General features: G+C 45.0%; 10 protein-coding genes. 3 read left to right on the top strand and 7 right to left on the bottom strand.

The window, feature by feature from the left end; translation table 11 throughout:
* Window positions 1-10: 10 nt before the first annotated feature.
* On the bottom strand, window positions 11-3,412 hold the full coding sequence (locus tag FN831_RS22090) for a glycosyltransferase (RefSeq protein ID WP_142530371.1): 3,402 nt from the start codon (window positions 3,410-3,412) through the stop codon (window positions 11-13).
* A gap of 82 nt (window positions 3,413-3,494) precedes the next feature.
* Here FN831_RS22090 and dinB point away from each other — a divergent pair, with 82 nt between their 5' ends.
* On the top strand, window positions 3,495-4,601 hold the full coding sequence (gene dinB, locus FN831_RS22085; RefSeq protein ID WP_142530370.1) for a DNA polymerase IV: 1,107 nt from the start codon (window positions 3,495-3,497) through the stop codon (window positions 4,599-4,601).
* Here the strand turns inward: dinB and FN831_RS22080 are convergent.
* The 6 genes from FN831_RS22080 to FN831_RS22055 all read right to left on the bottom strand — a co-directional run bounded on the left by FN831_RS22080 (window position 4,598) and on the right by FN831_RS22055 (window position 14,908).
* On the bottom strand, window positions 4,598-6,427 hold the full coding sequence (locus tag FN831_RS22080) for a cytochrome c peroxidase (RefSeq protein ID WP_221931383.1): 1,830 nt from the start codon (window positions 6,425-6,427) through the stop codon (window positions 4,598-4,600). The genes dinB and FN831_RS22080 overlap by 4 nt on opposite strands.
* Entirely contained in the window at window positions 6,408-7,811 is a 1,404-nt protein-coding gene (locus tag FN831_RS22075; RefSeq protein ID WP_142530369.1) for a purple acid phosphatase family protein, read from the bottom strand. The genes FN831_RS22080 and FN831_RS22075 overlap by 20 nt, the downstream gene beginning before the upstream one ends.
* A 6-nt stretch (window positions 7,812-7,817) precedes the next feature.
* Window positions 7,818-8,906, bottom strand: coding sequence for a phytase (locus tag FN831_RS22070; protein ID WP_142530368.1), 1,089 nt, complete (start codon window positions 8,904-8,906; stop codon window positions 7,818-7,820).
* Between the two features lie 67 nt (window positions 8,907-8,973).
* Window positions 8,974-10,236, bottom strand: a complete 1,263-nt coding sequence (locus FN831_RS22065) for a right-handed parallel beta-helix repeat-containing protein (RefSeq protein ID WP_142530367.1) — start codon at window positions 10,234-10,236, stop codon at window positions 8,974-8,976.
* Between the two features lie 20 nt (window positions 10,237-10,256).
* Complete coding sequence (locus tag FN831_RS22060; RefSeq protein WP_142530366.1) at window positions 10,257-13,022, bottom strand: TonB-dependent receptor; 2,766 nt, start codon at window positions 13,020-13,022, stop codon at window positions 10,257-10,259.
* A 248-nt stretch (window positions 13,023-13,270) separates the two neighbouring features.
* Window positions 13,271-14,908 carry a tetratricopeptide repeat protein gene (locus tag FN831_RS22055; RefSeq protein ID WP_246101682.1) on the bottom strand — a complete coding sequence of 546 codons (1,638 nt, stop codon included), beginning with the start codon at window positions 14,906-14,908 and terminating at the stop codon, window positions 13,271-13,273.
* 177 nt (window positions 14,909-15,085) lie between these two features.
* On the opposite strand from FN831_RS22055, the gene FN831_RS22050 reads away from it, so the two are divergent.
* Both FN831_RS22050 and FN831_RS22045 read left to right on the top strand, forming a co-directional pair.
* Window positions 15,086-15,292 (top strand): DUF3606 domain-containing protein, encoded by a 207-nt coding sequence (locus FN831_RS22050; protein WP_246101681.1) that lies wholly within the window; start codon window positions 15,086-15,088, stop codon window positions 15,290-15,292.
* On the top strand, window positions 15,292-15,489 hold the full coding sequence (locus FN831_RS22045) for a hypothetical protein (protein ID WP_142530365.1): 198 nt from the start codon (window positions 15,292-15,294) through the stop codon (window positions 15,487-15,489). Before FN831_RS22050 ends, FN831_RS22045 begins: the two co-directional genes overlap by 1 nt.
* The last annotated feature ends 64 nt before the right edge of the window (window positions 15,490-15,553 follow it).

Here is a 15,553-nt window from a genome sequence, read left to right as displayed (position 1 = left end):
TATTGTGTATTTATACTTCCTGTTCCTTTACATTACCGGTACGCTTGAGCGCTCCCCATCCTTCCAGCTCACCTTTAAGGGCTTTACGGATAGACCTGAACAGCACCAGGTACATCAGTTGCCTCCAGTAAAAACGTTGCGGGATGATATAGATCAGCTTCCTGAAAGATTCTTTCTCCATTCTGAATGCGATGCCTGCAAACAGGAGATCCACAAGAATAAAGATACAATAATAAAAGAAAACCTGGCCAAATCCATTGTGCAGGCTCAGGAGGCTACTGATCCCTGCCATGTTCAGTGAATGGGCTGAAGAGAGCGAGAACAGCCCGGTGATCATTGACAATACCATAAAGAAATCTGCCAGCGGCGAGAACAGCGGAAGGATAATCTGGTAGATCAGGATGTTGGGCATCCCTACCATTCCAAAGTACCCGTATTTTTTGTTGAACAATGTTTTCCTGTTTTTCCAGAAACTCTGCATCACCCCAAAACTCCATCTGAAACGTTGTTTTAGCAGCATATTTACAGATTCCGGTGCTTCTGTATAAGCAATGGCACGGTCGCAGTTTCTCACCGCATAACCTGCCCGCAGAATGCGCATGGTGAGGTCACAATCTTCGGCAAGGGTGTCTGTGGTAAAACCTCCTACTTCGAGGATTACTTTTTTCCTGAATGCACCGATTGCCCCCGGTACTACAGTAATGGTATTGAGCAGATCAAATGCACGCCTGTCCATATTCTGCGCCGTAATGTATTCGATAGATTGCCAGTTAGTGATCAGATTGGTTTTGTTGCCCACTTTTACCGTGCCGGCCACAGCAGCGGTTTCCTCTTCATAGAAGTAACGCATCAGTTCTGTAATGGCATCGGTCTTCAGTTGCGTATCCGCATCAATACAGATCACAAAATCTGCCGTTGAATGCCCTATACCAAAGTTTAAGGCTGAAGCTTTGCCGCCGTTGGGCTTGGCAAAGATCTTAATGTTCTCCAGATGGCCAAAGTTCTCTTTCACCAGTTCAACGGTACGGTCTTTGGAACCGTCATCTACAAAGATGAATTCTACATTTTTGTATGTGGTTTTCAGCAGGCTCCTGAGAGTTTGCACCACGGTTACTTCTTCATTATATGCCGGAATGATAATGCTCACTTTCATTTCCGGATTTTTCAGCAGGAGTTCCTCTTCATCTTTGGCCAGGCTTTTATGCCTGATCGCAAGAATGGCGATAAAAATGCTTCTGAGCATCGCAAGTATGATGGCGATGATAAAAATAAAGTTCAGCGCCAGTGTACCATATGAAAATGTCCTGAGGAACAGATCATCCCCGGAACTGATAAAATCACTGCTGCTGAGTTGTACCGGGGGCATCAGTTGATCCCGTTTTTTTCCGATCAGCTGACCAACGGTAGCAAACTCATATCCTTTGCTTTTAAAATACTTAATAATCCTTGGCAGGGCCTCCACCGTAGCCTGACGGTTCCCTCCCGCATCATGAAGCAACAGGATATTGCCCAGGTTCTGCTGCTTTACCACGGCATTAAAGATCTCGTCTGCCGTGATTCCGGGCTGCCAGTCTTCGGGGTCAATTGATTCACCGATGTTGATGTAATTTTCTTTCCTGCTCTGCATTACCGGCAGGATCTCAGCAGAAGTTGTAGGTTCTGCATCGGCGTTGTACGGAGGCCTGAACAAAATGGTACTGTGACCGGTTACAGATTCAATAATCTTCCTGGTGGCATTGAGTTCAAAATTGACACGCTCAACCCCCATCTTGGACATATCCGGGTGGAAAAAGGTATGGTTACCGATTTCGTGCCCAAGGTTGTATTCCCTGAGCAGCAAGCCCATATTTTGCTCGGCCATAATGCCGACAACAAAGAAACTTCCCGGCACTTTTTCTTCCTGCAGGATATCCAGAATCTGAGGCGTATATACCGGATCGGGCCCGTCATCGAAGGTGAGCACAATCTTTTTTTCTGCATGTCCGTATCTGCGGATACTGTATTTTGTTGGCAATACCACATATTTCTGGTCTGCAATTTCGTAATTGCTGGTGTCCAGTTTTACATCAATTTCTCCTGCTTTTGGCGTAGATACCAAATCCAGGATTTCTCCGTCACCGGAATAGTCAATTCTGTCGTTTAACCCGATATGGGTAAGTCTTTTAAGGTCTACCCCTGTCTTTTTCACAGAATCAAGGCTCAGGTCTTTGGAGATGAATGTCCATACCCTTGGGTCTTCTGCACCCATTCTCCAGAGCGCCACTCCCGCTACCCCCCAGTCGTCGGCCTTCCTGATCAGGTTAAAGTTCGTAGCCGCATCCGTGAAGAACACCTGGTGATCCACGGATGATTCGTCAGTGTAGGAATAATTCAGGTTGGCAGAGATGGGGTTATATTTTACTTTACCATTGTACCTGTTTGCCGTGGCGATGGACTGCTGATAGGTAATCGTTTTGCCTACATCGCCGTCCGGCCAGTCGTAACCGTAACAGGCAAGGGCAAGAATAACCTTATCGGATGATATTTTTGCGCAGATCTTGTCCAGCTGCTCTTCTACCCATTGCTGGTGCGAAACATCGCCTGCATTGCTGTTCTCACTGTGCTGGTCGTAGGCCATCACAAAAATATAATCATTATATTTTTCGAGCATGCTCAGGTTATAATCGTCATTATCAGGAGATATATCCTGGGAAACGATCAATTTCTGTGCATGAAGTTTTTCATAGAGATTTTTCTGGAAAGCTGCGAGAGGCGCATCAGATGTTTCTTTTATTTCTTCGAAATCTATGTTTACACCATTAAAACCATAGCTTTTTAAAGATTTGATCAGGTTATCGATAAACCTGTTCTGCAGCGACTGGTCCTGCAGCAGTTTATGGATGGCATTACCGTCAAACGTATCGCCGCTGAAATTGGAAACCATCGCAATGGCAGTTTTTTTATTTTTCCTGATCAGTTTCATGGCGTCATCGTCTACCTGATCGATCAGCGTATCTGCACCATTCTTAATAAAAAAAGATTCCGTTACCACCATATCCAGCTGTTTGATATGGTCCTGCAGATCTACCAGCGACTGAGGGTCCCAGTTGACATAGAAACCGGCATTGATCCTTGCTTTATTGTTGGGGTGCTTTAAGCGGTGCACCTGCTGATCGTGCCTGATCTTTTCCAGTTTCTTCTTTGATATCTTAAATTCTTTATAGGGCGTCGACTTCTTGATCTGTTCTATCTGCTTTTTACTCAGTGTAGAGGCAGAACTGATGATCGGCAGGGCCGGATAATGATTGGAGATCAGCGTGTAAGCCACACAGGCCGTAGCCACAATAAAGGTGAAGACCAATAATCTTGTTACCCACTGAAAGGTAATCCAGCGGCTTTTCCCTGAAGTTTGAAAAATTTGTTTTTCTGGCATTTTTAGGATAAAGTTCAAATATAGGTATAGAATTTGATAAAAAAACGGGGTTTAATGAGGAGATTTGCAGACAGCTACCGATATGACAACACCAGAAATCCCGGCCCCTCTTCAGCGCAAGATCATTCATATCGATATGGATGCATTTTATGCTGCCGTGGAGCAGCGCGATTTCCCTCAGTACAAGGGCAAACCCATTGTTGTGGGTGGTTCTCCTGATGGCCGCGGGGTTGTAGCCACCGCAAGTTATGAAGCCAGAAAATTTGGGATACATTCTGCCATGTCTGCCAGAAGGGCCATTCAGTTATGCCCCCAGGCCATCTTTGTGCGCCCGCGGTTTGATGCGTACAAAAGTGTATCCGTGTATATCCGTGAGATATTTAACCGGTACACGGATCTGATTGAGCCGCTGTCGCTGGATGAGGCTTACCTGGATGTAACCGAAGATAAGCTCAATATCGGCTCTGCCCTGGAGATTGCCAAACAGATCAAGGATGCGATCAGGGACGAGCTCAACCTCTCCGCTTCAGCCGGGGTCTCCAGCAATAAATTTATTGCCAAGATTGCTTCTGACATGAACAAGCCCAATGGGCTCACCTTCATCGGCCCTTCCAAAATTGAACGCTTTATGGAGAAGCTCCCGGTAGAGAAGTTCTTTGGCGTGGGAAAGGTAACGGCCGACAGGATGAAGAAAATGGGGCTGCATACCGGGGCAGATCTGAAGCAGCTTTCTGAGCAGGACCTGGTGATGCGCTTTGGCAAGACGGGAAAATTCTATTATAAAATTGTGCGCGGCATAGACGAAAGGCCTGTGCAACCGCACCGTGAAACAAAATCACTGGGTGCCGAAGATACTTTTGAAGAAGACCTCTCCACACAGGAAGAGATGATCACAGAATTGGAGCAGATTGCAGAAAAGGTGACCGCAAGGCTGGAAAAAAACCAGATGAAAGGTAAAACCCTGACGCTCAAGGTCAAATTTCACGATTTTACCCAGATCACCAGAAACCAGTCCTTCGTTACCCCTATCGGAGATTATCTTTCTATTATGGCTGCCGCAAAGGAACTGCTGACCCGTGCCGACCTGGAGAACAGTAAGGTCCGGCTGCTCGGACTCTCGCTCAGTAATTTTGGCAACCTCCCTCCTTCAGCTAAAGTTACCGACCCTGATCAGCTTGAATTATTTTAAATTTTATCGGTTAGTGACTCGATAAAAGCCACAATCTTTTTGACCTCATCATCTGATAAATGCAGCGGCTTTGCGGAGAGCGTTTGCTGCGGCTGGTTGAGGTGAAGGCCTGCACCACCGCCCTGATTGTAAAATTCTACAACTTTATTGAGATCCTTAAACACACCGTTGTGCATATAGGGTGCTGTCATGGCCGCATTGCGAACAGTTGGCGTTTTAAATGCCTCCTGATAATACTCAATCGGAAAAAATCCAAACCTGCCGGAATCTGTGTCCTTTTTAGGATGCTCAAAATCATCATTTGCAGGTGTTCCCAAAATTTCATACTCCGTGCGTTTATACAATGGAGGGATCAGTCCGTTAAATAATGGTGCAAAGTGGCAGCTTCCGCACTGGGCTTTTCCCATAAACAGGTTAAAGCCTTCTACCTCACTGGCGTTCATCGCTTTTTTATCACCGGCAATATAGCGGTCAAAGGATGAGTTCATGGGTGCGAGTTCCATAAGATAGGCTGCCAGTGCATCTGAAAGATTCTTCATACTGACAGGATCAGCCCCTGATGCAGGAAAAGCTTTAAGAAACTCAGCTTTGTATATATTGCTCTTATTCAGCCCGGCAAGCACTACAGCATGGTTTCCGTTCATTTCCAACGGATTGGCGATCACGGCCTTAATCTGTTCTGTAAGGGTCTTCACTCTTCCATCCCAGAACTGGGCATATTGAAATCCCGCATAGAGCAGTGTTGGTGCATTGCGCTGTACAAAAGTTTTGGCATCAAAAGCAAGGCTGGTTTTTAATCCATCACAAAAGTATTGATCAGGCCGGTGGCAGCTGGAGCAGTTCCTTTTCAGGTTTCCTGATAAGGCATTCTCAAAAAAGAGTTTTTTTCCCAGTGCAGCTTTCAGAGGCTTAGATGTTCCCATCGCTGTAAAAGCTTCGGCAGGTATGGCCTCTTTACTGAAAATATGCTTTGCCCCGTAATTTAAACTGCTTTTCTGATTGAAGGATAATGAGAGTGCTGTAATGAACTTGCCCAGCTGTTCCTGCAGCGGTAAGGCATATGTGCTCAGAAACTCCATCCGGTTGAAACTGTCAAAATCAGGATGGGCCTTGAGGTAATCAAGCGTTTTTCCAAGGTTTTCGGATAGTTGTGAGGATAAATCTGATTGTCCATATGCCAGATATGGCTGCAGCACCTGCCGGATAGCAAATACAGACTGATAAGATTCTTCGATCCCGCTCTTCAGTTCGGGCGCATCGTATCCGGTAATACTCAATGTGATCACTTTGACCAGCTCCAGCCGTATGCTCTCCAGCAGCTCTTTGTCTGTACCTTCAAAACCGTAAAGCAAGGCATCCAGATCGGCGGCAGATGAGGCCAACAGTTCTGCCTGTTCCATCAAGGCCTTTTTGTGCGAAAAGGGATCATCATCAAACAGCATCGCCTCCATCACCTGAAAGCCGGAAGGTTCCTGGTATTCCATATAAGGCTCATCCACTTCTACCTTTGCAGGCCGGTTATAGATCAGTGACGAACTTTCAAAGAAATAGTCCATAAAAAACTCAATTCTTTTATAATCCATCCGGCTCTGCTTCAAGTCAAGCCTGGCCTTTAACACAGCAGCGGTATCTTTACCTGACAATAAAGATACAGCTGTTTTTAAAGCTACAGAAGAACTGCCAAAGGCAGCATTATTTTCTTTGAATGCGCTGAGGGCATTGGCTACGCCGATATTGCGCGTGTCTGTTTTTAAGCCCAGCACAATCCCAAGGCAGGTTAGCCAGAGGCTGGCAACAATAAATAGTTTAGTTGGATTTCGCAGCATTTTTGTCCAGCTCCTTTATCATTGTGAACTGGTCGCGCACTACCCCGTCGGCACAGATCCACTTTAGTTCAAGCTTATTATCCTGAATATCCAGTACGCAGGAACCACCATGGTCTGCATCCGAGAAATACATCGCATCATGCGGGTAGGAAGCCTGCTTGCCACCCAGTTTCCCTGCAGATCCGCTCAGCACATATACTGTCCCCTTATCTTTTTTTGCCGTCTTTTTATAGGGTGCAGAATCTTTGCTGCCATCATTCTTTCCGGATGAAGTGCTCAGGTTATGTTTTTTGGGATCAAAGGTTTTTTCCATACCGTAATGCCCCATCATCAGCCTGCTGCGCTCATACCCGTGGCTGTGGCCGTTAAGCACCACATCAACCCCTGCACGTTCAATGATCTGAATAAAGTTTTCCCTGATTTTTACCAGTTCTTCCTCCTGGTCTGAATTGTGGGAGCCCATCGTATATGGCGGATGATGCCAGAAAGCAATTACCCAACCCTTATTTTTATTTGCTGCCAGGTCTTTTTTGATCCATTGTACCTGGGGGCCTATCGTATCATATAAACGGTACGCATTTTCTTCCTTACCATAAGAATCCAGTGAAAGAAAATGAATGTTACCAATATCAAAAGAATAAAATGCCTGTGTATGAGAAGCCACACCGCCTGATTCTCCGTTGGTTGGCATAGAGAAATTCTGATAATATGCAGTCTCGTGCGTTTCCTGTGCATGTTTGGCGCTCAGGTCGGTATCGTGGTAATCATGGTTTCCCGGTGCCGGGAACATCGGGTACTTCTTTAACAGGTCATTCTTGTAGATATTGAAGAACTTGCTCTGGAATTCCGAATCTGTGCCATCCTGGTAGGCATTGTCTCCGAGAAGAATCCATGCGTTCAGTTCATTCGGCCCCAGGTATTTCAGCAGCTGCTCTTTTACATGACGCTGATTAATGGAGTTGTCGCCACAATCGCCCAAAGCAGCAATGCGGTAATGCCCTGGTTTTCCGGGTTCAGGAAGTGTGGTAAAAGAATTGTTTTCATCGCCCTGCAGTGTATCTCTTAAACCACCAATACTGTAATAGTATTTGGTATAAGGTTTTAAACCGCTCAGGCTGACCTTGTGCTCAGTAAGCAGTTTGATATCTTCGGCAGCCTGGTCAAGTTTCCCAGGGGCAGTCCCATAACGTACCCTGCTGCGTGAAGAAACGTCGGTCCTCCAGCGGATCTGTATGCCTGTGCTGCTGGCTACCTGCAAATAAGGGCCACGGATCAGTCTTACCGGTTCAGTAGCGGCGCCCGGTTCTTTTTTATCCTGTGCTAGGGACACCTGCGTACAAAACAGCAGGGCCGAAAAACATAGTAGAAGAGATTTCTTTATCATTGTTTACTATTTTACTGTTAGTTCTGATCCTGCAATATCTTCCCATCGGTAATAATGGAAAGTCCTGTCATCACTCATTACCACAAACAAACCGTGTTTAAAAGTATCGTTCAAAGGTACATTGACCACGTCAGACCCATCACTGTGACCGGCAGTTACCTTCACGATCTTCAGCAGCTGGTGATGAAAGGGATCTTTCGCGCTTCCCTCGCGGCTGAAGACCTGAAAGCGGTTGGCTCCCTGGTCAGACACTAAGATATAACCTTTACGCGAAGAAGTTTTGTAAATTGAGATTCCCTCGTGATCTTCTGTAAATCCGGTAGTACCAAACTGCGCAAGCTGCTGATTTCCTTTTTCCGGGTCAGCATAATACTGGCGAACTCCAAACTGTTCATCAGAATAATAGATATATCCCAGCTCATTATCCACCGCGATAGATTCGATCTCTTTTTTGCCGCTGTAAACACCAAATTTGCGCACCAGCGTAGCTTTCACCTGCCCGGCACCATTGTCAGACAGCAGGTACTGCCAAAGATAAGATCCAGCTGTAGGGCCGGTTTTACGGCCAACAATAGCATACATTTTACCGGATTTAGCGGTGTAAATGGATATGCCCATAAGGTCACGGTATTCTGCTCCCGTTTCCCCTTCAAATACAGGAATGCCGCCGCCATCTACCGCTTTCATGTCTGGTAAAGAATAGATGCGGAGTTTATGTGTGAAGCGTTCTGTGGCAACTGCGATGTCTGTTGAATGGCCATTGAGCTTAAGGCCATAGGCGATATCCACGTTATTTGGTCTTTTCAGCCCCTTTACCACCAGGTTTTGCTGGATTTTGCCTTTCAGGTCAAAAACGTACAATGCACCTGTTGCAGATTTGTCTGTGCCGATGACCAGGCTTTTGGAAGCATCTTTCGGGTTCAGCCAGATCGCAGGATCATCTGAGTCGAAGCCTACCTTTTCCGTGATATACACAGGTTTGACGGCTACGGTATTTTCGGTTACTGCTCCCGGAGCTGCAGGAGAAATATGCTGGCTGCAGGAGGATAAAAGCAATGGAACAGCCAGGTAAAGTATTGATTTATGCTTTAACATGATATAGATTGAAATACAAAAGCATGTCTGTACAAAAAGTTGCACAGACATGCTTAAAAAAGATAAACTAGTTAGTACCAAAAGCGCCGATATACGAAGCTGGCTCCGGTGATGCGTAAACTATATTGTTGATGGTTATTCCATCAGGGAAATTACGTGTAAAAGTTTTGATTCCTTTCCCCAGGGCGGCAGATCCTGTTGATAAATGGAAATCCCAGTTATCATCAAATGTATAGTTTGCCGTTGAGGTGCTCAAAGGATAATTTACAAATTGAGGATCATTGGCGCCAACAACGGTGCTGATCACATCATTAGTGCCTCCAACGATATCTGTTGCCGGCTGGAACTGAGTTACGGTAGCCTGTGCATAACCGTAGTACAGGTTGTTGCTGAATTTTGACCTTGCATCCTGTGGTGCTTTGGTGTCTTTCTTGATACCGAAACGGGTATTGGCAAACAGGTTGTTATACAGCTCAGCGTAAACCGTTGCTTCCAGCCATACCGAACCACCTTTTGCAGTTGGCCTTCTCCATCCTGTGTTCAGCATTGTATTGTTATACACCACCACGTGTGCCTGTGGCGTACGGTCGCCAGTGTTTGACAATTTGAAAGCATTGGTATTGTTAGAGTAAAAGAGGTTGTAAGACAAATCTGCCAGACATCCCGATTTAATATTGATACCTTCGCCACCTACGAGCCCGGTATTGTAAAACTTATTGCCGGTAAAAATAATTTTACCGCCTTCAATATAAGTACAGTCATCCTGAAAATGCCTGAATGTGCTGTTTGCAACTACCAGTTTACCGTTTACATTGGAGAACCAGATTGCCGGTGTATTTTCACCGCTGACAGCCTTATACAAACCCAGTTTTACCGAGGTCGAAGCTTCTGTGGTAGTGGCACCGCCATATTCTACAATCGTATTGTCCAGCAAAAGTTCTGTACATGTTTTTGAAGCCAGGATCCCGCCCCACATTTTTCCAAAAGTGTGGGCTGTATTTCTGTAGTTCTCTTCGATGGTAATCTTCACCGGGCTTGCTGCTGTGCCCATTGAATAAAGGTTCCCGTTTACGATGATCTCCGGTCTCGCCAGTGTATCCATAATCACCAGCACACCTTCTTCTATCGTCAGCGATTTATTTACCGGGATAATGATATCGCCCGTTACACGGATTACACTTCCTTTTGTCCAGATGCCGGAAACTTCACCGGAAACACCGCTGGTGTTGGTTGGTACCGGTGATGTGTCTACATCAACATTTGCCTTTTCGCAACCTGCGAATACTGCCGCACCAAGGGCCACAGATAGTAATAATGCTTTAATCTTCATAGCGTTTATATTTGCTTATATTATAGTTTGTAGCGTACACCTAATAAATAGGTCTGTTCGTAAAAATCTTTTCTGATCAGTGTTTCGTTGCTGTTCAGGTCCTGCTTAGGCAGTCCGGTATTTTCTGTATTGGTACCCTTGATGAATAACTCCGTTGGCGTATTCAGCAAGTTTCCTGCTTTAATAAAGATGCTCAGGTTATTTTTGAACTTTTTCTCCACCGAAGCGTCCATCTGGATAAATCCTTTTTGCCAGATGTCGTTGTCCACAAACTGCGAGACGGTGTTGATCCTTTCACCTGTATAAGATCCTGCGAGCTGTGCGTCCCAGCCATGTTTGGTATCTTTATATAACAATGATAAGTTTCCGATATGTGCGGCCTGGCCGTATAATGGCCTCGACTGCTGTACGATGATCGTTTCCACATCACCCGAAACTGCATTTCTGATCCGCTGTGTTTTATCAGTCGTAATTTTAGAGTGCGTATAGGTGTAGTTGGCCTTGAAACCGAATTTGTTAAAGAATTTGATGTAATCAAGCTCTAAACCGTAGTTTTTTGCATTTCCGAAGTTGCCCGGAGAATAATACTGATCCTGTCCCCTGGTGGCATCGGCCTGAATGGTATACTCGATAGGATCCTTGATGTTTTTGAAGAAGGCGCCTACCAGCAACTGATCAGAGCTGTTAGGGAAGAGCTCATAACGCAAATCAAAGTTATCAGCAATGGCACGTTTCAGATCCGGGTTTCCGCGTTCCTGATACTCTTCAGTCACTACTTTGGAAGGTACAACCTCGTAAAATCCAGGGCGGTTAAGCGAGCGGAAATAACTTGCCCTCAGGTTCTGCTTGTCGGTTAAACCATATTTTAAGTTTAAACTTGGCAGCAGGTCTGTATACACCTGGCTTCCAACAGGGTTGGCCTCTCCTGCCGGAAACAGCAGCTCGTATCCCTGGTTGGTATGCTCTACGCGGGCACCACCGATTACTTCCAGTTTGTTTACCTTGAAGTTGAACATACCGTAACCGGCTGTTGTCTTTTCAGAGGCATTGTAGGTCAGTGAATTTGCAATAGCTCCCTGTGGGTTCTGAACATCCCAGGCGATATCATAATAGTTGTTAAAAACTACGCCATACAATGATGCCGGGACAGATGGTTTAAAGGTATAGTTGTTATAGAAACTGCTTCTTTGTTTATCCCTGTATAAACCACCACCTGTAAAATCAACCTTTGTACCGGCGATTTCAGCAGTGTAGGTAAGGTTAAGGTAACCAGCTTTATCTTCATCGGTATTGCGGGACCACCTGTGGGTCATAGACGAGGCGGTAGTTCTTGTTTCGTTGAAATTGGTACGTAAACCGTTCAGCGTAACCGAAGTTTCATCCGGAACGTCATTCTTTGCAGATGAATAAACGGCCGACCAGTCAACTTTCAGCTTACCCGGGATCATCTTGTGCTCACCATGCAGCGTACTGTTATAGATCTGCTGTTCGGTTAATCTTGAACGGGTATTATAAGTGATCTGCGCATTACCTGCCGCTGCGTTATAGTCTGCATTGGAGAAGTTGGTTGTCAGTACATCACGTGTCTGGATGTTGGTCAGGTTCACATAAGAGTTTACCCATGAGAGCTTATTATTTTCATTGAGGGTGTAATCTACCTTGCCGTGCAAACCGTAACGTTTCTGCTGCTCACTGTATTGTCTGTAATCCATTGACGTGATCCTTGAAATCTTATCGTCATCCACAACAGAGGTATTAAAGAATGTACTGTTTGTGCCCCTGTAGGTATTCTGGTAACTGCCAGCGATCAGCACACCCAGCTTGTTGTTTAAAAAGCGCTGGCCGATTGATAGTCCGCCTACCAGATTTGGTGCAGGCTGTTTAGCTTTGTAGTCTACCACTCCTGTAGAAAAATCTGAGGTCTTGGCATTATAGCTTCGGCCGTTGAGCTCGTACGGGGATTTATAATTTACCGAGCCGGCATCAAAACCAAGGAACTTACGGTCGAAGAACATCTGGCTGTAACCTGAAGCCAGGTTGGCATTGATCTGCAGCTTGGCAGGTGCATCCTTCATTACCATATTTACGACGCCGCCCACGGCATCGCCCTCCATATTTGGCGTAAGCGATTTGTAGATCTCCAGTCTTTCCAGCAATTCTACCGGGAAGATATCGAGAGGTACATACCTGAACTTATTGTCAGGACTCGGGATTTTTATGCCGTTAACCAATGTATAATTGTAACGTTTGTCCATACCCCTCAGGATCGCATATTGTCCGTCCCCGTTGTTACTTCTTTCTACTGAAACACCAGAAACACGTTGTATCGCGTTGGCAACGGTAAGATCCGGAGATATTTCCATCGCACGGCCGGATACCACGTTCATAACGGTCATCGACTTCTGTTCAAGCCTTCTGGCTGTATTTTCTGTTGCACCATCATGCTTTGCAGAAATAGAAATCTCGTTCAGGTCACTGCCGCCCTGTTCTACCAGATAAACATTGATCGAAGGATTATCTTCCTTCAGGATGGCGATCTGTTTCGAAAAAGTTTTGTAGCTGATGTAAGAGACTCTCAGTGTTGCAGGACCGGCATTAACTTTCTTGAACTCGAATGATCCGTCAAGACCAGTCAGTATTGCTCTGTCAGTATTTTCCAGTCTCACCGACGCGCCGATCATCGGCTCACCTGTTTTCTGATCATACACATGCCCTTTGATATTACTTGCTTTTGCAACAGTAACACTTAAGAACAGGCAAAAAATAGTTTTTAGAATTGGCTTCATTTTTTAATTATTTTTTTGGCGCAGATTGTTTTTTAATACGCTGCTGCAAATGTGCGTCACCAGATTTTTGCAGTCAATTTTTTGGCGTGTACAAAACGTAAACACCGTTACAGCAACTGTATACAAAGCGCGTACAGCGTATACAATATTTATCCATCTATTTGAAATACAGATTTTTACGGAGAACATATTCGCGATTATCATTCAGTTAGCGTAACATTAACAAATTGTTAAGCCCTCAGAACTTGCTAGATTGTCTGAATAAAGGATGTCAGGTTGTCCCCTTCTGCGATGTTTAATTTCTTTCTGAGCCTGTACCGTGCAACCCTGAGGCTATCCTGCGAGATGCCAAAGATGGCGGCCATATCCTTAGAGCTCATATTCATCTTCAGCAATGCAATCAAACGGATATCATTCACCGTCAGGTCTTCGCAGTAAGATTTAAGGTTATCAAAAAATGACTGGTGCAGCTGTTCAAAAACCATCGTAAATTCTTTCCATTGCTGGTCATGATTGATGTTCTGGTTGATCTGTTTCACCAGCTGCTGAAGTTGCTTTTTCTGGTCGCGCTTATCGTCACTGATCATGTCATCCAGTTTGCTGCGCATGCTTTCCAGAAACTGGTTATGCTGAATGACCTGTAAGGTATGGGTGGTCAGTTCCCTGCTTTTCAGTTCAAGCTGTTCCTGCTGTGCACGGTTAAGCTGTTCATTTTTTTCCACGATAGCCACATTTTCCCTCAGTTTAAGCCGCTGCCTGGAGATGGTGAGCAATCCCATTACCACCAGTAATCCAATCACCACTACAACCGCTATACTAATGATCATATTTACCTTATGCCCGTTTTCCAAACGTGCGATCTCATCATTTTTCTTATCCGTATCGTAAATGATCTGAAGGAAAGACATCTGCCTGTTATTCTGGTCTGAATAGATGTTTAACAGGTATTTCCTGCTGAGCTCCATATAGTGATAGGCGCTGTCGTTCTTGCCCAGCAGGTTCATTGATTTGGCAATATCCCTGTAGGCAGAAGCCTGCTGGTATTCATTTTTGGTGTTGACAGACATCTGGAGGGCTTTTCTTGAGTATACCAGCCCGGCGCGGTAATCTCCGGTTTTCCTGAGGATATCACCGATATTATTGATTACCTCTATGCTGGACACCTGATTGTTGACCGCTTTATACAGAACGAGCGACTTGTCAAAATATACCCTTGCAGAATCATAGCGTTCCAGATCTTCGAAAATACTGCCCAGGTTCTCATAGATCTTGCCCATTCCGCCCTTATGGTCAGCATTGCTATACGCTGCCAAAGCCTTGCGCTGGTAATAAAAAGCACTGTCATAACGCTGCTGTTTTTCATATAAGTGGCCGATATTTCCATAGGTTTCGCCCAAGCCAACCTTATTGTTCAGTACCTGATACAGGCGCATGGCCTGGTCATACTGTTTGCGGGAAGCTTGCCTGTCCATGTTCTGGTAATAGATAATCCCCAGGTCATTGTAGTTATCGGCAAGCAGGCTTTTGTCATTCAGCTGGCTAAAAATGCGGTTGGCCTGTTGATGGTATTCCAGGGCCTGTGAGTAATGACCCTGTGTATAGCATATTTCTCCCATCTGTTTGAGGCAAATGCCGATGGTACGTTTATCATTCCCGAGCAGGGCATCATGATGCAGGCGCTTAAGAATCAGAAAAGCAGAATCAGGATAACTTTTACTCAGTTCAAGCGTATGCCGCAGTACAGCCGCCGGATCCCCGGATGCACAGAACCCCGATAAGGGGCTGATCAGCAATAAAACCGCGAGGATAAATTTGCCGTAAATGTTTTGGTAAACCGATGTCATTGTAAATGATGGCAGAAAATTGATCAGTTCTGCCTGTTGCAAAGGACGATTTCCTGTATTAACACAATGTTAAGTCAATATTGTCTCAAAGCACATTTCGGTTTTTTATTTTAACAAAAAAATAATATATTAGGAATAGTAAAACGATAAACTATCCGCTACATTTAGGCATAAGTATTGTTATCATAAATTAATAAAACCATTTAACATTTATTGACTATGCTCAGACACACCTATTACGAGAGAGATGAAATGAGAATGACCGACAGGAAATGGATTAACCTGCAGGAATATTACGATGTAGAATATTGGGCTAAAAAGTTTGGTGTAACTCCTGAACTGCTGCAGATGGCGGTAAAGAATTCGGGAACAAATTCGGCTGATGAAGTTGAACAATATCTGACAAGTAAATACCCCTTTAAATAATGAACGAATTAAAACTCAGCGGCATTCTTATATTAGCAGTGCTGCTGATTCTTGTCTTCTATGCGATCAAGTATATCGTCTTTCCACTGCTGCACCTGGCGCTGGGCCTTGCTGCGGGCATTCTCAGTGCTGTGTTTACTGTCCTGATTATTGTGGTGTTGTACTTATGGATCAAACAAGCTTTTGACAGGAAATAAAACCTAATTCCAGCGTATTGCGTAAGCTGAAGTTCAGATCCCGGCGAGCAGAACAAGCTTCCTT

Source organism: Pedobacter westerhofensis (assembly GCF_900182595.1).
GTDB classification, from domain to species: Bacteria; Bacteroidota; Bacteroidia; order Sphingobacteriales; family Sphingobacteriaceae; genus Pedobacter; species Pedobacter westerhofensis.
Note: the sequence above shows the minus strand (reverse complement) of the source record. Positions and strands in the feature narration are given on the sequence as shown.